Source organism: Embleya sp. NPDC001921, from assembly GCF_053594475.1.
This window is the reverse complement of sequence record NZ_JBSFEO010000011.1, coordinates 48,412-66,162: the sequence shown is the minus strand read 5'-3', so window position 1 is coordinate 66,162 and position 17,751 is coordinate 48,412. Positions and strand designations below refer to the sequence as shown.

General features: G+C 72.4%; 15 protein-coding genes and 1 riboswitch. Of the genes, 9 read left to right on the top strand and 6 right to left on the bottom strand.

Annotated elements, in window-relative coordinates; genetic code table 11:
* Nucleotides 1-75 precede the first annotated feature (75 nt).
* Together ACWCPW_RS15485 and ACWCPW_RS15480 are read left to right on the top strand one after the other, a co-directional pair.
* A complete protein-coding gene (locus ACWCPW_RS15485) occupies nucleotides 76-942 on the top strand; it encodes an SCO6745 family protein (protein ID WP_449762049.1) in 867 nt (288 codons plus the stop codon).
* Nucleotides 943-1,344: 402 nt separating this feature from the next.
* Nucleotides 1,345-1,839: a DUF1203 domain-containing protein gene (locus tag ACWCPW_RS15480; protein ID WP_449762048.1), complete on the top strand. Its 495-nt coding sequence runs from the start codon at nucleotides 1,345-1,347 to the stop codon at nucleotides 1,837-1,839.
* Here ACWCPW_RS15480 and ACWCPW_RS15475 read toward each other — a convergent pair.
* A complete protein-coding gene (locus tag ACWCPW_RS15475; protein WP_449762047.1) occupies nucleotides 1,805-2,299 on the bottom strand; it encodes a hypothetical protein in 495 nt (164 codons plus the stop codon). The two genes, ACWCPW_RS15480 and ACWCPW_RS15475, sit on opposite strands and share 35 nt — an antisense overlap.
* A gap of 96 nt (nucleotides 2,300-2,395) precedes the next feature.
* Between ACWCPW_RS15475 and ACWCPW_RS15470 the strand changes: the two genes are divergently transcribed.
* Nucleotides 2,396-3,034, top strand: a complete 639-nt coding sequence (locus ACWCPW_RS15470) for a hypothetical protein (RefSeq protein WP_449762046.1) — start codon at nucleotides 2,396-2,398, stop codon at nucleotides 3,032-3,034.
* A 346-nt stretch (nucleotides 3,035-3,380) separates the two neighbouring features.
* A riboswitch (cyclic di-AMP (ydaO/yuaA leader) is annotated at nucleotides 3,381-3,576 on the top strand.
* A gap of 32 nt (nucleotides 3,577-3,608) precedes the next feature.
* Nucleotides 3,609-4,847, top strand: a complete 1,239-nt coding sequence (locus ACWCPW_RS15465; protein ID WP_449762199.1) for a transglycosylase family protein — start codon at nucleotides 3,609-3,611, stop codon at nucleotides 4,845-4,847.
* A gap of 153 nt (nucleotides 4,848-5,000) precedes the next feature.
* Here the strand turns inward: ACWCPW_RS15465 and ACWCPW_RS15460 are convergent, their stop codons facing one another.
* Both ACWCPW_RS15460 and ACWCPW_RS15455 read right to left on the bottom strand, forming a co-directional pair.
* Nucleotides 5,001-6,065, bottom strand: a complete 1,065-nt coding sequence (locus ACWCPW_RS15460) for a glycerophosphodiester phosphodiesterase family protein (protein WP_449762045.1) — start codon at nucleotides 6,063-6,065, stop codon at nucleotides 5,001-5,003.
* Nucleotides 6,066-6,383: 318 nt separating this feature from the next.
* Nucleotides 6,384-6,866, bottom strand: coding sequence for a MarR family winged helix-turn-helix transcriptional regulator (locus tag ACWCPW_RS15455; RefSeq protein WP_449762044.1), 483 nt, complete (start codon nucleotides 6,864-6,866; stop codon nucleotides 6,384-6,386).
* A 102-nt stretch (nucleotides 6,867-6,968) separates the two neighbouring features.
* Here ACWCPW_RS15455 and ACWCPW_RS15450 point away from each other — a divergent pair, with 102 nt between their 5' ends.
* On the top strand, nucleotides 6,969-9,224 hold the full coding sequence (locus ACWCPW_RS15450; RefSeq protein WP_449762043.1) for an MMPL family transporter: 2,256 nt from the start codon (nucleotides 6,969-6,971) through the stop codon (nucleotides 9,222-9,224).
* A 108-nt stretch (nucleotides 9,225-9,332) separates the two neighbouring features.
* On the opposite strand, the gene ACWCPW_RS15445 is transcribed toward ACWCPW_RS15450, so the two are convergent.
* Nucleotides 9,333-10,796, bottom strand: a complete 1,464-nt coding sequence (locus ACWCPW_RS15445) for a hypothetical protein (RefSeq protein WP_449762042.1) — start codon at nucleotides 10,794-10,796, stop codon at nucleotides 9,333-9,335.
* 225 nt (nucleotides 10,797-11,021) lie between these two features.
* On the opposite strand from ACWCPW_RS15445, the gene ACWCPW_RS15440 reads away from it, so the two are divergent.
* Nucleotides 11,022-12,035: a hypothetical protein gene (locus ACWCPW_RS15440; protein WP_449762041.1), complete on the top strand. Its 1,014-nt coding sequence runs from the start codon at nucleotides 11,022-11,024 to the stop codon at nucleotides 12,033-12,035.
* Between the two features lie 115 nt (nucleotides 12,036-12,150).
* On the opposite strand, the gene ACWCPW_RS15435 is transcribed toward ACWCPW_RS15440, so the two are convergent.
* A complete protein-coding gene (locus ACWCPW_RS15435) occupies nucleotides 12,151-12,801 on the bottom strand; it encodes a Type 1 glutamine amidotransferase-like domain-containing protein (RefSeq protein ID WP_449762040.1) in 651 nt (216 codons plus the stop codon).
* Between the two features lie 271 nt (nucleotides 12,802-13,072).
* Between ACWCPW_RS15435 and ACWCPW_RS15430 the strand changes: the two genes are divergently transcribed.
* Together ACWCPW_RS15430 and ACWCPW_RS15425 are read left to right on the top strand one after the other, a co-directional pair.
* The gene (locus tag ACWCPW_RS15430) at nucleotides 13,073-13,918 is read left to right on the top strand and encodes a polysaccharide deacetylase family protein (RefSeq protein WP_449762039.1); all 846 of its coding nucleotides are present in this window, start codon (nucleotides 13,073-13,075) and stop codon (nucleotides 13,916-13,918) included.
* A complete protein-coding gene (locus ACWCPW_RS15425; RefSeq protein WP_449762038.1) occupies nucleotides 13,918-15,141 on the top strand; it encodes a YVTN family beta-propeller repeat protein in 1,224 nt (407 codons plus the stop codon). Before ACWCPW_RS15430 ends, ACWCPW_RS15425 begins: the two co-directional genes overlap by 1 nt.
* A 128-nt stretch (nucleotides 15,142-15,269) precedes the next feature.
* Here ACWCPW_RS15425 and ACWCPW_RS15420 read toward each other — a convergent pair whose 3' ends face one another.
* Nucleotides 15,270-16,772 carry an MFS transporter gene (locus ACWCPW_RS15420; protein ID WP_449762037.1) on the bottom strand — a complete coding sequence of 501 codons (1,503 nt, stop codon included), beginning with the start codon at nucleotides 16,770-16,772 and terminating at the stop codon, nucleotides 15,270-15,272.
* Between the two features lie 210 nt (nucleotides 16,773-16,982).
* On the opposite strand from ACWCPW_RS15420, the gene ACWCPW_RS15415 reads away from it, so the two are divergent.
* Nucleotides 16,983-17,621 carry a TetR/AcrR family transcriptional regulator C-terminal domain-containing protein gene (locus ACWCPW_RS15415; protein ID WP_449762036.1) on the top strand — a complete coding sequence of 213 codons (639 nt, stop codon included), beginning with the start codon at nucleotides 16,983-16,985 and terminating at the stop codon, nucleotides 17,619-17,621.
* Nucleotides 17,622-17,751: the final 130 nt, after the last annotated feature.

Genomic DNA, 17,751 nt, shown 5'->3' with positions numbered 1-17,751 from the left:
CTCCCGGCTTGTCGGGCCCGGTCGTCGACCGCCGCCGATCCCCCGCTCTCCGTCGTCGAGTGAAAGGTGCCCGTCGTGTCGGCCGCTCCCGCCCCCACCCTCGCCAGACGCTTCTGGGAGGCGATCGAACCCGTCCACGCCATCGTGTACTTCGCGCCGGAACCGGCCGAGGCGGCCCGCGCGCTCGGGCTGATCGGGTGGTGGATGGGCTACTTCGCGGGTCGGCTCGCCCCGCTCGGCGCGGTCCGCGCCCCCGAGGCGAGTGCGCTGTGCTTCGCCTTCGCGCCCGCCCGCGTGGCCCGCGCGCTGCCCGACGCGTGGGCGTACACGACGCCGGAGAAGATGCTCGACTCCCGGATCGGCGCGGTCGGGACGGCACTGGCCCGAGCCCTGCCGGCGGTGGACGATCGACACCTGGAAGACCTGGTCGACCTGCTGGAACGCGCCGTCGAGGGTTGCGGGTACGAAGGACGCGCGCTCGCCGCGGCGTGGTCGGCTGTGCGGCGTCCGGACGATGCGGCCGGCCGGTTGTGGTTGGCGAGTACGGTCCTGCGCGAACACCGCGGCGACGGCCACGTGATCGCGGTCGCGCACGCCGGCCTGACCGGCATCGAGGCGGGCCTGACCCACGCCGCCACCGGCAACGTCTCGCGCGAACTGCTCCAGAGCACCCGGGGCTGGAGTGACGCGCAGTGGGAACAGGCGCGCCGCCGCCTGGTCGCCAAGGGCCTGCTGGACCGCGACTCGCGACTGACCAGGAGTGGTGGGGCGCTGCGCCGCGACGTGGAACACGCCACCGATCGACTCGCCGCCGACCCCGTCACACTTTTGGGCGAGGTCGGGGTCGAGGAGGCCATCCGGCTGGCCGCGCCGCTGAGCCGACACCTCGTGGACAGCGGCCTGGTCCCCGTACCCAACCCGATCGGAGCGCCTCGCCCATGACCACGCGCCCCCACCCCCGGACCGGGGCGACCCTGCGCGTCGAACGGGACGGGCCGATCGCCGCGCCGACCATCGACCGGCCGCGCGGCCGAACCGGGCCTGGTCGACCGTGTGCTGCCCGTCGCCGAACCGATCGGTGCGGCGCGGGCGTTGGCCGAGCGGATCATCCGACACCCGGCGAGCGCGGTGTCCGCGTGCCTGGCGGCGGTCACGCGCGGGATCGACCCGCCGATCGACGAGGGCCCGGCGGTGGAGGCGTCCTGTTCGCCGCGACCGACACGGACTGGGCGTCCTACCGCCGGGATTGATGCCGTCTCGACGGGCGGGCCGGGTGAGCCGGGTGCCGAACGAGGTGTCCGATTGCCGCCGGCACCGCGTCCCGGCCGCGTCCACTCTGGAGGCATGACCACCACCGCGGACACCCGCACCTTCGTCGTCCGAGCGATCCCCGCCGAGGTCCTCGCCTCGGTCCGGGCCACCGGCCTGGACGTCTCCGGCCACCCGGTCGAATCGCACACGGCCGGCGGCGGCGAACCGCTGCGCTGCTGCCTGCGCGACACCGAAGAGGGCGAGCGGCTCATCCTGTTCGGCTACGAACCGCCGCTCCCGGCAAGCCCCTACCGCGAGATCGGCCCGGTCTTCGCGCACGCCGACGCCTGCCCCGGACCGGTCGGCGACTCCTACCCGCCCCAGTGGCGGGCCCGGCGCCAGGTCTTTCGCGCCTACGACGCCCGGGGACGGATCCACCCCACCTCACGCGTGCACGACACCGACGACCCCGAGCCCGCCCTCGCCGAGATCCTCGCCGACCCCGAGGTGACCGAGATCCACAGCCGCAACATCACCTACGGCTGCTTCATGTTCACCATCGTCCGCCCGTCCACCCCCGACCGCTGATCCCACGACCGGCCCCCCGGTAGCGCCCGGCGCGAGCGCTACCGGGGGGCCGGCGCGAACGCCCGGCGCCAGTGCGTGGTGGCGCGCCGTCCGTCGAGCAGGCCGGTCGCGGCCGGCGCGAACGCGCCCGAGCAGATCGACACCGGTCGCGCCCCGCGCGTGTGGGCCCGGCGCAGCGCGTCCCCAGGGCCGGCGACACCGTCGCGCCGGCCCCGGCCACGCCCGGGACGATCACCGTGTCGGCGGCGGCGAGGGTGTCCGGTCCGTACTCGGCGCGCAGCGAGAAGCCGCCCACCGCGCGCAGATCCCGGTGCGGCTGCTCGGCGCACACGCGCAGCTCGTACCGGGGCAGATCACCCAGCTCCGGGCGGGCCAGGCCGAAGACCTCCACCACCACGCCCGGCTCGAACGGGGCCATCCCCTCGAACGCCGACACCGCGACCACGTGCGCCTTCGTCATGGCCGCATCCCAAGGAGGAGCGCACCGGCGACCCGGGGCCGGATTCCGCACCGGCCCGCGAGCGGGCGGCCCCGAGCCGATCGCTACCGTACGCGGATGGACAACGCTGTCGTGCGCAGCCCGTCGGCCCAGGTCGCGGCGCGGGCCGACGCTCCCGATCCGGGCCGCGTCCGGGGCGCCGCCCAGGTGGTCACCGACGTCCTCCAGCCGCGCAACACCATCCTGGCCGGGCTGTCCGGCTTCGGCGCGCTCGTCGCCCAGTCGTGGACCGGCGCCGGGTGGGGGCTGTTCGCGGCACTGTGCGCGGGCATCGTCCCGGCCGGGTACATCGAGTGGGAGCGTCGCCGCGGTACCTGGGGCGACCGTCACGTGGTGGACCGCCGGCAGCGTCCGCGCGTCTTCGCGGTGATCCTGGCCTCGATCGGCGTCGGCGCGGCGGTCATGCTCGGCGCCGGCGCGCCGTCCCGGCTGGTGTTCGCGATGTTCGCGCTGTGGGGCATGACGGTGGTGCTGCTGGTGGTGAACGCGGCGTGGAAGATCAGCGTCGACTGCGCGGTCGCGTCCGGCATCGTCGCGCTGCTCGCCGTCGCGGGCGGACCGTGGTGGTCGACCGGTTTTCTCGCGGTCGGTGTCGTGTGCTGGTCGCGTGTGGCACTGCGTCACCACACCGTCGCGCAAGCCGTGGCCGGTGCGCTCTTGGGCGCCGCCACCGGGGCATCTGTGGTTTTGGGCTGACAGATATCGGTACATATCGGACCATCTTCGAGTGCTTCTATGGCGCACGTCACATGTCGGGTACCGATGGTCAGCAGTTCGTACGCACCGTGAACCGTCTTTCCGCGATTGCTGCCTGGAGTAATCGGGATATCCACGCTGCGTCATCGAATCGGGCACAATGCGTACGCTTCTCGGGACTTTAGGTCCCGTTATTCCCCCCTTCCGACCTGATTCGTCGGTTTCGGCGAAACGTGATGTTTGGATCCGAGTCGGGGGTGTGCGTAGTTTGGTGCTTCGCCACACCGGTCCGGTGCTCGGCGAAATGGTCTCCCGGTTCGCCGAATCCTGCCGCCGGAGCGAGGCCACGGTACGAAACCCGAAAGGCAGGAGCGGGGGAACCAAGTGGAATGCCGTCCCGGGCGTCCGTGACACGGACGCCCATCACGACGGCTTGGGGTGAAGCCGTGCCCGTCCCTTCCTCAGGAGGGCCGAACACGGCCGGGCGAGACTCTCCAGCCCGAATCCGACAGCTCACTTCGTAGGCGTGGGAGAAGGAAAAATCTTCGTGCAGTCGTTCATCACCCCTGCCCGCATGCCCAAGAAGACGCGTCTCGCGCTGACCCTCGGCATGGCCGGCGCGATCGTCGCCGCCCCGCTGGTCACCGGTCTCGCCACCGCCAACGCCGCCTCCGTCTCCACCTGGGACAAGGTCGCCATGCTCGAGAGCTCGGGCAACTGGCACATCAACACCGGCAACGGTTTCTACGGTGGTCTGCAGTTCACCATCAGCACCTGGAACGAGTTCGGCGGTCAGCAGTACGCCCCGCGTGCCGACCTGGCCACCAAGGACCAGCAGATCGCCATCGCCGAGAAGGTTCTCGCCGTACAGGGTCCCGGCGCCTGGCCGAACACCTCCGGCCCGGCGGGCCTGACCAAGGGCAGCGCCGCTCCGGCCGTCTCGCCCGGCACCAAGTCCACGGTGAAGGTCACCCCGAAGGCCGCCGAGCCGGCCGAGTCCGCTTCGGAGACCACTGCGGCCCCGAAGATCGAGGTCGTCCCGGCGGCCGAGACGAAGTCCGCGTCGACCACCACCTCGTACTCCGTGGTCAAGGGCGACACGCTCTCCAAGATCGCCGCCGCCAAGGATGTCGAGGGCGGCTGGTACAAGCTGTACGCCGACAACCGCTCGGTGATCGGTGGCAACCCGAACGTCATCCAGATCGGTCAGAAGCTCTCGCTCTCCGGCAAGGCCTCGGCCTCGACCGAGTCCGGCAGCACCAAGACCGAGACCGCTCCGGCGGCGCCGAAGACCGAGACCAAGGCCACGGCGTCCGTGAAGGTCGCGCCGAAGACCGAGGTCAAGGAGAAGGCCCCGGTCGCGGCCAAGGAGTCCTCGGTCAAGGCCGAGTCCACCACGGCCAACGCGTCCGGTTACGTCGCTCCCGTGAAGGGCGGCCTGGGCACCGCGTTCGGCACCGGCGGCAAGCTGTGGTCCAGCGGCAGCCACACCGGCCAGGACTTCGTGGCCGCCACCGGCACCTCGGTGAAGGCGATCACCTCGGGCACCGTGGTCAAGGCCGGCAACGGCGGCGCCTACGGCAACGAGATCGTGATCAAGCACGCGGACGGCAAGTACTCGCAGTACGCCCACCTGTCCAGCATCGGCGTGCGCGTCGGCGCCACGGTGAGCACCGGTCAGCAGATCGGCCTCTCCGGCGCGACCGGCAACGTGACCGGCCCGCACCTGCACTTCGAGATCCGCACCACGCCGAACTACGGCAGCGGCATCAACCCGGTCACCTACCTGCGCGCGCACGGCGTCAACCTCTGAGCCGAGCGTCATCAGGCGGTAACCACACCGCGATAGCCACAACAACGCGGTAGCCGTACCAGGGCCGGGCCCGTCGACCAAGTGTCGACGGGCCCGGCCCTTTTCGGCGTCCCCACCCCTGCGGACGCCGAAGTCCCCGGCGGAGCGCGCCGATCAGCCGCGCGCCGGGTAGCGCTTGGGCAGCGGCAGCCCACGTGCGGCCATCAACTCCCGCAGCCGGTCCGGGTAGTCGGTGATCAGACCGTCCACGCCGTCGTCCATCAGCTTGGCCATGGTCGCCGGGTCGTCGACGGTCCACGGCACGACCTTGATGCCCGCCGCGTGCGCCCGGGCGACCATGTCGCGGGTCACGTAGGGACGGTAGTTCGGGTCGGTGACCTTGCCGTTCTGCGGGAAGCCGTGCACGGGCGAGAACGTGCCGGCGCCGAACGACTTGATCGCGCGCAGCGGATCGCCGCCGAAGTCGTCGATGTCCAGGCCGCCCAGCCAGGGCGAGGCGCCGGGGTTGCCGACCTGGAGGAAATCGTAGTTGGTCAACGCGACCAGCGGCAGGCGCGGTTCGACCTGCCGCATGCGCATGAGCGCGCCCCAGTCGAAGCTCTGCACGGTGACCTGGCGCAACAGCCCGGCCCGGCGCACCTCGCGCGCCACGATCTGCACGAACTGCTCGCGCGGCGCGGTCTCCTGCGGGGCGCCGGCCTCGACCTTGGTCTCCACGTTGAGCTTCACGCCGTGCGCGTGTCGGCGATTGACCAGGTCGAACACCTCGGCGAGCAGCGGCATGCGGGCGCCGGGCGAGGTGGTCTGCGCGGGGAAGCCGGGGAATTGCCGCGACCCGCAGTCCAGCGTGCGGACCTGCGCCAGGCTGAGCGTGTTGACGTACTTCCCGACGTAGGGGAACTCCGGGTCGCCGGCGCGTACCGGCTTGGTGTCGGCGCACTTGCGCCCGTCGACCTTGCGGTCGTGGGTGACCACGGCCCGGCCGTCCTCGGTGATCTGGACGTCCAGTTCGAGTGTGGACACCCCCAGGTCCAAGCCCTTGGCGAAGGACGCGAGCGTGCTCTCCACGGTCAGCCCGAGACCGCCTCGGTGCGCCTGGAGGTCGAAGGACTTGCGGTGGTGGCCACCGTGACGATCCGCGGCGGCGGCCACTCCCGGGGCGGCGACAACGGCGGCCCCGGCCAGGATCGCGGCCGTGACGGTCTTCCATCCGGACATGGACGTCTCCTTCTCGCTCCGGTCGACGACGATCGACCGTCGACGCCCACACCCTGGCCCGCGCGAAGTGATGTGCGGGGAGTCGGATCATGGCGGTCGGGCGAAGAAGAGACGAAGAAGCGGCGAAGTACTCCGGAGCGAGCCCGAATCCGGGCCCGGGCTCGCATGCGGATTTGAGCTCGCGCCCGTGCCCGTGCCCGAGCCCGCGCCCGCGCCCGCGTCCGAATCCGGACCCGGGCTCGAAACGGAACCCGGCCCGAGCGGGACCGCGGTCGCCCGGCGGGCGCCCCGCATCGGGCACCGCGCGGAAGCGGCCGTTCAGCAGCTCGAGTCGGGCCCGTCGTCGGACCACCCGGGACGGTGCGCGGCCAGCAGCCGGCCCGACGCGTCGTGCACGATCCGCCGGTCCTCGGCCGAGACGCTGGCGAAGAACGCGTCCTCGGCCTCGCTCAGCAACCGGGTGCTCTCCGCGACCAGTTCGCGTCCGGAGGCGGTGACCTGGATGACGTGCCGCCGTCGGTCGTGCGGGTTGCGCCGACGCTCGGCGAAGCCGCGCTCCTCCAGGTCGTCGAGCACGCCGACCAGGACGTTGGGGTCGATCCCGAGCAGTCGGCTCACGTCCTGCTGGGACAACGTCTCGTAGGTCAGCAGGGTCTCCAGCACATGCACGTGCTTGGTCTTGACGCCCAGCGTGGCCAGCGTCTGATCGGCGAGCGCCAACAGGAGATCGGCCAGCTTGACCAGCCGGTACCCGGTCCGTGCTCCCATCGGCGGCCGCCCGGTGTTGGGTCGGTCCGTCATGTCCACATGTTAGCGGCCCGCGAACATATGTCATCTAGACGAAAGGCCTTGCGTATCGTATGTTCCACATACGATCCATCGACTCTACGGAAGGGTTCGGCGATGTTCGCTGCCCTGGCCCGCCTGACCACGGCCCGGCCCCGGCTCCTGCTGATCACGGCCCTGTTCCTGCTGATCGGCGCCGGACTGCTCGGCCGAGGCGTCGGCGACCACCTGCTCGGCGGCGGCGCCGTCGACCCGAACTCGGCCTCGGCCCGCGCCGCGACCGCCCTCGACCGCGACTTCCCCGGCAGCCGCCCCAACCTGGTCCTCCTGGTCGGCGCCGACCGCCCCCTCGACGCGCCCGAAGTCGCGCTCCAGGCGAAGGAGTTGACCGACCGCCTCGGCGCCGAACCGGATGTCGCCGGGGTGGTCTCCTACTGGAACGGCGGCGCACCGACCCTGCGCACCGCCGACGGCCGGCACGGACTCGTCCTGGCCCACATCCGGGGCGAGGAGACCGCCGCCTCCGACACGTTCGAACGCCTGGCCGCCGACTACCGAGGCACCCGCGGCGCGCTGAAGGTCGAACTCGGCGGCAGCGTCGCGGTGCGCCACGACATGCAGGAGACCATCTCCGACGACCTGGTCCGCGCCGAACTGATCGCCCTGCCGATCACGCTGCTGATCCTGATCCTGGTCTTCGGCAGCCTGGTCGCCGCGCTGCTGCCGCTGGGCGTCGGCATCCTGGCCATGGTCGGCACCAACGCGGTGCTGCGCGTGGTCTCCTCGGTCACCGACGTCTCGGTGTTCGCGCAGAACCTGACCACCGTGCTGGGCCTGGGACTGGCCGTCGACTACGGCCTGTTCGTGGTCCGCCGCTACCGCGAGGAACTCGCCGCCGGCGCCCCGCCGATCCGCGCCGTGACGGTGATGCTGAACACCGCCGGGCGCACCGTGGTCTTCTCCGCACTCACCCTCGCCGTCTCGCTGGCCGCGATGCTCGTCTTCCCGCAGTACTTCCTGCGCTCGTTCGCGTACGCCGGCATCCCGGTCGTGCTGCTCGCCGCGTTCGGCGCGCTGGTGATCCTGCCCGCCGCGCTGGTCCTGCTCGGCGACCGGGTGGACCGGGGCGACCTGCGCGTGCCGCTGCGCCGACTCGCCGGCCGGCCGCGGCCGGTGCGCCCGGCCGCGCCGCTCGGGCGGCGGGAGAGCCGCTGGTATCGGATCTCCCAGGCGATCATGCGCCGGGCGCCGATCGTCGCCGTCCTCACCACCGGCGTCCTGGTCGCGCTCGGACTGCCCTTCCTGGGCGTGCAGTTCGGCACCGGCGACGATCGCCAACTGCCGAAGTCGGCCGAATCCCGGCAGGTCCAACAGGTGATCCGGGACCAGGTGGACGGCCGCCCCACCGGCGCGATCGAGATCGTCGTGGGCGCGGCGCGGCAACCGGACGGCACCGCCGACTACAGCGCCCGACTGTCCGCGATCGACGGTGTGGCCCGCGTGGTCGGGCCCGCCGGCACCTTCGAGCACGGCACCCGCAGCGCGCCCCCGGGTCCGGCCGAGGCCGGTCGACGAGCCGCCGGCAGCGCGTACATCTCGGTGGTGCCCGCCGTCGAGGACCTCTCCGCCGCCGGTCAGGATCTGGTGCGCGAGGTGCGGGCCGTACCCGCCCCGGGGCCGGCCCTGGTCGGCGGACAGACCGCCGAGGTGGTCGACGCCAAGCACGCGATCGGCAGCCGACTGTGGCTCGCCGGCGGGCTGATCCTGCTCACCACGTTCGTCCTGGTCTTCCTGCTCACCGGCAGCGTGGTGCTGCCGATCCTGGCGATCGTGTTCGCCGCGCTGAGCCTGACCGCGATGTTCGGCGCGGTGGTGTGGGTCATCCAGGACGGCCACCTGTCCGGCCTGCTCGACTTCACCCCGACCGGGTCGATCGAGACCGCGCTGCCGGTGCTGATGTTCTGCATCGCGTTCGGACTGTCCATGGACTACGGCGTGTTCCTGATCTCCCGGATCAAGGAGGAGCACGACCGCACCGGCGACCACCGGGGCGCGGTCGCCACCGGACTGGCCCGCACCGGCGGCATCATCACCGCCGCGGCGTGTGTCCTGGCGGTGGTGATGTTCGCGATCGGCACCTCGCGGGTGACCAACACGATGATGCTCGGCGGCGGACTCGCGCTGGCCGTCCTGGTCGACGCGTTCGTGGTGCGCAGCCTGCTCGCGCCGGCGGTGTTGGCCCTCACCGGCCGGGCCACCTGGTGGGCGCCGGGGCCGCTGCGCCGGCTGCACGATCGCTTCGGCCTCTCCGAGGGCGGGCCGGCCGAGCCGCCGACCGTGCCGGAGCCGCGCGTGCCGGTGCCCACACCCTGAACGGACCGGGCGCCGGGCGGGGCCGATTCCGGCCCGCCCGGCGCCCGACTTCCGACCGCGGCTTGAGAACACCCCATCAAGCCCGGCCGGTGCCCGATGCCGACCGGCTCATCGGCGGTACAGCACCGCCTGTGGCGCCGCCGCGGTCAACGTGACCGGCTCCTTGGGACGGACCGGCACTGCCCGCCCGGGTCGGTCGTCCTCACCCAGCAGGAACGCCCGATTGACCCCGTTCACCGTGACCGTGGTGCCCGGGTCGACACCGGCCACCGTTCGGATCGCCACCACCTCGACGATGTCCGACGCCCGCGTCCCGTGCGGGAGTCGCACCGTGGTCGCCGCCGGATCGTCGCGCTGCAGCGACCAGTCCACCCGCCCGCGGTCCGAGCGGTACAGGGTCGGGTCGCCCTTGATCCGCACACCGAGCGCGACACCGGCCCAGCCGGCCGCGCCGGGCGGCGGCGCCGAGGTGGTCTTGCGGACCACCGCGTACAGGTAGTCCCGCGGGTCGGCGATCAGCGTCGTGGTGTCCCCCGGCGGGTCGGCGACGACCCGGCCCTCGCGGCGCACCTCGTCGGTCATCACCGGGTACACCCACGGGTGCCGGTCCACCATCTCCTCGCGCGCGGTCTTCTTCGGGTCGACCAGCCGCTCGACCGCCGCCGGGGCGAACCGCATCGGGTTGTCCACGACGTCGCACAGGTTGTTGTTCAGCGTGCACGTCTGCAGCAGGGGGTGGCCGTCCTCGTAGCGGCCGGCGAACAACTTCGTGCCGTGGTCGGGCGACTGGAAGTACGCGGTGCCCGGCACCGCCTTGCCCCGGCCGTCCACCTCGACGCGGTAGGCCCATTCGATGTCGGTGGTGCGGCCCCAGCGGGCCATCAGCGCCGGCGTCGAGGTGCCGCCGTCCTCGTTGCTCCACACGATCGTGTAGGTCAGCACCCGGTTCCCGGCGGTCGCCGCCGGGGCCTCCTGGTACCAGGCCAGCACCGGCGTGTCGGAGATCGCGTTCTGGAACGGGCCGGTCGCCCCTCCGGGCACACCCGGGATGCCGCGGCCGTAGAGCACGGGCGCGTTCGCGGCCACGGCGTGCTCGCGGTCCGTCGTGGCGATGGTCTCGGTGCGCAGCCGGGAGACCCGCACCACCGATCCGGCCGGCGACGAACGATCGGCCGCGTAGCTCAGCGTCAGCTTGTGCCGGCCCTTGCGCAGCGCGCCGAGGGCGAAGCCGCGCTCGGTGGGCGTGGCGCCGAACACCACCACGTCACCGGCGGGCCGCCCGTCGACGAGCAGGTGCAGCACCGCCGACTCCTTGCCCGGCGTACCCCAGTCGAGACCCGGCGCCGCGACGGTGAGCGTCACCAGGGCCTCGCCGTCGCGCCCGGTGCGGAACGGCACCACCACCGGGCGGCCGTCGCGCTGCACCCCGAAGGTGCCGTGCGCGCCCGCGGATCGGTCCGTTTCGGCGGCCCGCGCGGACGGGACCGGGCCGACCAGTGCGGCCGAGGCGGCGAGTACGGCGGCACCGATCACGGATCGGCGCAGGCCATGGGTACGAGAACCAGCGAACACGAGCATCCCCCGAAACACATCGGTGAGGCTGACCCGTCCACCGTGGTCGGCCGGCGGTGCGCGGGCCAACCCCCGGGCGGGCAAATTCCACCAACCGTCACCGCCGGGCCGACGTCCCGACACGCCCCGGCCACGCAATCGGTGCGACGGCGCGCCCCCGGTCGCGGCGCGCCCGGTGTCCGATTCGTTCAAGACCGAGCGCGCGCGGCGGCCTAGCGTCGAGTCATGGAATGGATCACCCAAGACATGATCGAGCGGGCCGAACGTTTCCTGTGGACGTCGGGACGGGTGCTGGAACAACGCCGTTTCGCATACCTGTTCGGCACGAAGGACGGCAGGGCCGAGGACGACAGGGCGAGGGACGGCAGGGCGAGGGACGGCAGGGGCGCCGGGCGGGGGAACGGTGCGGTGGACGGCGAACGGGCCGGAGTGCTCGCCGCGTTGGACGCCTACCGGACCCCCGACGGCGGCTTCGCGTACGGCTTGGAACCGGATGTACGCGGTCCCCTCCCGCAACCGGCCACGCTGCGCACCGCGATGCCGATCCTGGCCGAGACCGGCGCGCTGCGCGGCGCGGAGACGGCCCGGCTCTGCGACTGGCTCGCCGGCGTGGCGACCACGGCGGGCGGGGTGGCACCGGCGTTCGCCGGCCTGCGCGACTATCCGCACCCGCCGTGGCTGGTGGTGCCGGACCCGCCGACCGCGGGCCTGATCCCGACCGGTTGGATCGTCGGGGCGCTGCTTCGCGCCGGCGTCGAGCACCCGTGGCTCCCCAGCGCGACGGAATTCTGCCGGACCGCCGTCGAGAGTCTGGCCGGCACCCATCCGTACGAGGTGGAGGCGGCCGTCACCTTCCTCGACGGCACACCGGATCGAGCGTGGGCCCGGCAGCAGGCCGCACGGCTGGGCGAACTGGTCCGGGAGCAGCGGCTCGTGCTGCTCGACCCGGCCCATCCGGAACAGGCCCGACTCGCGCCGGGCTACGCGGTCGGCGAATACCACCTGCCGCACGACTTCGCGCCGTACCCGGACAGCCTGGCCCGGGACTGGTTCACCGATGCCGAACTGCGGGTCGGCCTGCGGGCGCTGGTCGAGGCCCAGGAGGAAGACGGCGGTTGGCCGTTGCGCTGGGCCGAGTGGTCGCCCACCGTTCGGGCGGAGGCCCGGCCGGGCCTCACCATCGCGGCCCTGACCATCCTGCGGGCCTACGCGGAGGCGGTGCCGCCCAAGGCGGATTGAGCGTACGTCGGATCGAGGGCACGTCCGGCCGAGCGCACGCCGGGGGACCGCGGGTCCGGCCGAGCACAGGTACCCGGGGCGCAGGTCCGGGTGGGCGCCGGCCTCGCGTCCCGGCTCAGTGGAGCGTGACCCGCGCCCCGTCGATCAGCAGGACCTGTCCATCGCGCAGTGTGCGGTGCGGCACGCCGCGGGCGCGATAGTCGGCCACGACGGCCGCGAGCAGCTCCGCCTCCGGGTGGCCGGGCGAATCGATGTGCGGCACGACGGCATGGTCGAGGACGGCCAACCCGTCCCAGGGGGCGGGTTCCCCGTACAGCGCGGTCACCGCGTCCGCGTCGTCGCAGCGTTCGAGGCCGCGCAGGCTCGGTGCGAGCACGCACGCACCGGCGCTGTACCCGGCGTACACCAGCGCGTCACGGCGCAGCAGGTCGACGAGGACGCGGTCCGCGCCGCTGCGGGCGAGCGCGTGGCGCAGCACGAACACGTTGCCGCCGCGCACCCACACCGCCGCGAAGTCGTCCAGTGCGGAGGCGACTTCGGTGTGCGGACGGTCGAAGAACGTGCGCAGGTCGAGTTCGCTCGGGCGCAGTCCCAGGGCGTCGAGGCCGGCGATTTCCTGGTCGACGCCGGCGGCGCGGACGCCGGCGGGCCGGTCGTCGGTCGCGTTGGCGATCACCGCGATCCGGGCGCCGGTCGGCGGGTCGAGCAACGCGAGCAGACGGTCGGGGTGTTCGCCGAACCGGAACGAGGAGAGATACATCCGCATCATCGGACCCTAATACCGCGAGCGGAAAGCCGAGTCGCCGCGGGGTACTTCGCGGCCGGGTGCCGGTCGACACGGGAGCACTTCGACGGTCGCGGCACTACTCCATCGGGGTGGCGCACGAGGTTGGACGTTCACCCGCGCGGGTCGATCGGCAGGCGCCCCCGGTCCCCGGCAGCCGCCGGGAGACACACAGTGAACACGATGCGACACGCAGCGTGGGCAAGCGTACGCATACCGCGCTCACGCGGTCGCAGCCCGTAAGGTCGCCGGCGTGACGCCTCTGGATCGCCGAAGCCTGCTTCGCCGGCTCGCCCGGGCCGCCGCGCTGGGCGCAGCCGCCGGCGCGGCGGCGAGCGCGTGCGGCGACGGGTCCCCCCGCGCGTCGACACCCGCGTCCGCTCCGGCGTCCACGGCGGCCGGCGGCGGCGACAACCCGCCGCCCGCCGCCGTTTCCGGTGCCCCGAGTACCGCCGCCGGCGTCGGAGCGCTCCGGGAGCCGCCGCCGCTGCCCGCCGGTCTGCCGTTCCACATCGGCTCGGGTCCGCCGGATCGGCCCCAGGTGGCGCTGACCTTCCACGGGCAGGGCAGTGGGGAGATCGCCGACTCCCTGCTGGGCCTGATGGAGGCGGCCGGGGCGCGCGGCACCGTGCTCGCGGTGGGGTCCTGGCTCGACGAACAGCCGCGGATGGCCCACCGCGTGCTGACCGGCGGCCACGAACTGGGCAACCACACCATGCACCACGGCGACATCTCGTCGATGTCCGCCGATCGCACCTACGCCGAGATCGCCGACTGCGCCGACCGGCTCAACCGGCTCACCGGCTCGATCGGGCGCTGGTTCCGGCCCTCCCAGGCCAACGACTGCACCCCCACCGTCGTCGCCCAGGCCCGCCGCGTGGGATACGCGCACTGCCTGGGCTACGACCTGGACTCACTCGACTTCACCGATCCCGGCGCCGCCACCGTCACCCGCACCGTGCTGAACGAGGTTCGGCCGGGCTCGGTGGTCAGCCTGCACTTCGGACACCCGGGCACCGTAGCCGCGATGCCCGCAATCCTCGACGGCCTACGGACCCGCGGACTGCGGGCGGTCACGATGTCGGAGCTCGTCACCTGATGACCACTCATTCTTCCCCCTCCCGCCGCCGCCCCGGCCGGACCTCGCTGTTCCTGGCGGGCTGTTGCCTGGTGGCGTCCGCCGCGTGCGGATCCGCCACGAACGACGCGGCGAAACCCGAACCGATCAAGTCCTCGATCGCCCCCGTCGACCCCGCACCCGCTCCCGCAGTACCGGTGGCGGAGACCGCGAACCTGCTGCCCGGCATGCCGCCGCCGCTGGATCCGAACGACCTGTACGCGGCCGACCGCCCCGGCATGCTCGCGGACGTGGTCAAGGACTTCCCGTCCCGGGTGTACGTACCCAACACCGAGTCGAACACGGTCAGCGTGATCGACCCGGCCACCTACAAGGTGATCGAGACGATCAAGGTCGGCCACCAGCCGCAACACGTGGTGCCCTCCTGGGACCTGAAGACCCTGTGGGTGAACAACGACCTGGGCGACACGCTGACCCCGCTGGACCCGGCCACCGGCAAGGTCGGCACGCCGGTTCCGGTGGAGGACCCGTACAACCTCTACTTCACGCCGGACGGGAAGTACGCGGTCGTGATGGCCTCGATGGACCGCCAGGTGGTCTTCCGCGACGCGCACACGATGGCCGTGGTCAAGGCCATTCCCAGCGACTGCGCGGGGGTCAACCACGCGGACTTCTCGCCCGACGGCAAGTACTTCATCGTCTCCTGCGAGTTCTCCGGGGAGCTGCTCAAGATCGACACCGCCGAGATGAAGGTGCTGGCCAAACAGAAGATCCCGATGTCCGGTGCGATGCCCCAGGACGTCAAGATCTCGCCGGACGGCCGCACCTGGTACATCGCCGACATGATGGCCGACGGCCTGTGGGTGCTCGACGGTGACACCTTCGGCAAGCCGACCAGGCTGCGCACCGGCAAGGGCGCGCACGGCCTGTACCCCAGCCGCGATTCCAAGAGCCTGTACATCTCCAACCGCGGCGAGGGCTCGATCTCGGTACTCGACTTCGCCACCGGCGCGCTGACCGCCAAGTGGCACCTGCCCGGCGGCGGCAGCCCGGACATGGGCGGCGTCTCCGCGGACGGCAAGGTGTTGTGGCTCAGCGGGCGCTACGACTCCGAGGTCTACGCGATCGACACCACCGATGGCCATCTGATCGCCCGCGTGCCCGTCGGCGTCGGCCCGCACGGGTTGTGCGTCTACCCGCAACCGGGCCGCTACTCGCTCGGCCACACCGGCGTCTTCCGCTGACCGAGGACGCGGTGCGGCGGTGAGACGGGCGGCGGGGCGCACCCCCGCCGCCCGCTCGTTGCCGTTTCGGGCGGGCCGGGCGGCCCGGCCCGAGATCGGCGAGATCCGCGCCGCCCGCTCCGGGCCGTTCAGGACGAGTGGGCGTCCCGGGTCGAGCGCGTGTCGATCAGTACGGCCGCCACGACGGCGGCGCCGAGCATGATGCCCGTGGCCACGAGCAGGGCCACGCCGAACCCGTGCACGGTGCCCGCCGTCACCGTCTCCGGCCCGCCTTCGTGGGTGCGCAGATAGGTCGCGGTGACGCTGGTGGCGACGGTGTTGAACAACGCGGTGCCGAGCGCGCCGCCCACCTGCTGACCGGCGTTGAAGGTCGCCGCGGCGGTTCCGGCGTCGGCGGCGCCCACTCCCACCGCGGCCAGGCTGGTCGCCGTGGTGAGCACGACCCCCAGGCCCAGTCCGATCAGGATCTGTGCGGGCACCAGGTACCCGATCAGCACGTGCGCGCTGTCCGCCGTCAGCCGGGACAGGAGCAGCAGCCCGGCGGCCATGGCGAGGAGTCCGGGCACCATCAGCACCCTGGCCGACACCCGGGACAGCAGCCTGCCGGCGATCAGGATCGAACCCACCAGCGAACCACCGACCAGCACCATGATGACCAGTCCGGCCCGCACGGGCGAGTAGCGCAGGACCGTCTGCGCGTAGTAACTCAGGAACAGGAAGCAGCCGAACAGCGCCGCCAGCATCAGCGCGCCGGTGAGGTACACGCCGCCGCGGACACGGTGGCGGAGCACCCGCATCGGCAGCAGCGGATCACTCACCCGCCGCTCCACCATCACGAACAGGCCGAGCAGGAGCACCCCGGCGGGCAGCAGTGTGAGCACCAACGGGTCGTCCCAGCCGCGCGATTCGGTGCGGTTGAAGCCGTAGACCAGCGCCGTCGGTGCGGCCACGCTCAGCAGCGCCCCGGGCAGGTCCAGTCGGCCGGGACCGGCCGAGGGCCGGTCGCGGTACACGAACGGAAGGCCCAGCAGCGCGAGTCCGGCGATGGGCACGTTGACCCACAGGCACCACCGCCAGTCCAGATACTCGGTGAGCAGCCCGCCCGCGAGCAGCCCGACCCCCGATCCGGCGGCGCCCATGGCCCCGAACACCCCGAACGCCCGGCCCCGATCGCGCGGGTCGGTGAAGGTCAGGGTCAGCAGCGACATCGCGGCGGGCGCCATGCCCGCCGCGAACAGCCCCTGCAGCGCGCGGGCCGCGAACAGGGTGCCCGCGTCGGTGGCCGCGCCGCCCAGCGCGGAGGCCGCCGCGAAACCGATCAGGGTGACGCGGAACACGCGCCGATGTCCGAACATCCCGCTGGTCCGGCCGCCGAGCAGCAACAACCCGCCGAAGGCCAACACGTAGGCGACGATCGCCCACTGCCTGTCGGCGTCCGCCAGGCCCAGGTCGCGCTGCATCGAGGGCAGCGCGATGTTCACGATGGTGCCGTCCAAAACGATCATCAACTGGGCGAGCGTGATCACGGATAAGGCCCACCAGCGCTGCTCGTACCGACGATCGACCGGCTGATCGGCGGGGTCCCGCTCGTGGTCCGGCGCGTGTTCGCGCTCGTGCTCTTGCTGGTGCATGGGTTCCTCGGGCTTCTCTAGAACAACGTACGAGTACTGGTACAACGTTCGACAAGGCTCGGATACTAGGCTCGCGGACACGGAAAGAGCAAGGAGGTCGGGGCCATCAAGGGCAAGCAGGGCAAGCAGGGCAACGCCAAGGACCAGGCCGGGGGAGGCGCGAGAAGCGTCTGGCTGCGCGAATCCCGGGCGTTGCGGGAGGAACCCCCGTTGACCCGGGGGCGCATCGTCGCGGAGGCGGTGGCCCTCCTGGACGCGGAGGGCATCGAGGGACTGACCATGCGACGCCTGGCCGAGCGGCTGGGGTCGGGCGTGACCACGCTCTACTGGCACGTCGACACCAAGATCGACGTGGTCGACCTCGCGCTCGACGCCATCTTCGCCGAGACACCGATACCGCCCGCGTCGCCGGAACCCGACGCGTGGCGGGCCGACATCGTCGCGCTGCTCCTGGACTGGCGGGCGACGATGTTGCGGCATCCGTGGTCGGCCGCGCTCCTGCAGCGACCGACCCTGGGCCCGAACCTGCTCGCCCGCATGGAGTTCCTCCAGGCGGCCCTGGTCCGAGCAGGCTTCACCGGCCGCCGGCTGAACTCGGCGACCTGGGCGCTGTACAACCACCTCATGGGCGCGACGGTGGCCCGAGCCGGCTTCGCGTTGTCCGTCGAGGACCGCGAGGCCGCCCAGCGGCAACTGCACGACCTGAGCGAGCGGTACCCGACGCTCAGCGCGAACGACTACATGCTCCAGGACGACTGGGACGCCACCTTCACCAGCGGCCTGGCCTACGTCCTCGACGGCATCACGGCATCGTCCGACGCGGCATCGGACACGCCCTCCGCGACCTGAGGTCTCACCCGCTTCGAGTACGGGGTGCGCGAGGGTTTCGAGTTCGACTCGGCGCGGGGCCCGCGGCGGCGGCCGATCGACGACCCGACCGCGCCGCGCTCGGGTGTCTCCCGCGCCTGCCGAGCGGGGC

Coding starts and splice junctions, on each gene's coding strand:
- ACWCPW_RS15480 (WP_449762048.1), top strand. CDS start 1,345: ATGACCACCACCGCGGACACCCGCACCTTCGTCGTCCGAGCGATCCCC.
- ACWCPW_RS15475 (WP_449762047.1), bottom strand. CDS start 2,299: ATGACGAAGGCGCACGTGGTCGCGGTGTCGGCGTTCGAGGGGATGGCC.
- ACWCPW_RS15470 (WP_449762046.1), top strand. CDS start 2,396: ATGGACAACGCTGTCGTGCGCAGCCCGTCGGCCCAGGTCGCGGCGCGG.
- ACWCPW_RS15465 (WP_449762199.1), top strand. CDS start 3,609: ATGCCCAAGAAGACGCGTCTCGCGCTGACCCTCGGCATGGCCGGCGCG.
- ACWCPW_RS15460 (WP_449762045.1), bottom strand. CDS start 6,065: ATGTCCGGATGGAAGACCGTCACGGCCGCGATCCTGGCCGGGGCCGCC.
- ACWCPW_RS15455 (WP_449762044.1), bottom strand. CDS start 6,866: ATGACGGACCGACCCAACACCGGGCGGCCGCCGATGGGAGCACGGACC.
- ACWCPW_RS15450 (WP_449762043.1), top strand. CDS start 6,969: ATGTTCGCTGCCCTGGCCCGCCTGACCACGGCCCGGCCCCGGCTCCTG.
- ACWCPW_RS15440 (WP_449762041.1), top strand. CDS start 11,022: ATGGAATGGATCACCCAAGACATGATCGAGCGGGCCGAACGTTTCCTG.
- ACWCPW_RS15435 (WP_449762040.1), bottom strand. CDS start 12,801: ATGCGGATGTATCTCTCCTCGTTCCGGTTCGGCGAACACCCCGACCGT.
- ACWCPW_RS15425 (WP_449762038.1), top strand. CDS start 13,918: ATGACCACTCATTCTTCCCCCTCCCGCCGCCGCCCCGGCCGGACCTCG.
- ACWCPW_RS15420 (WP_449762037.1), bottom strand. CDS start 16,772: ATGCACCAGCAAGAGCACGAGCGCGAACACGCGCCGGACCACGAGCGG.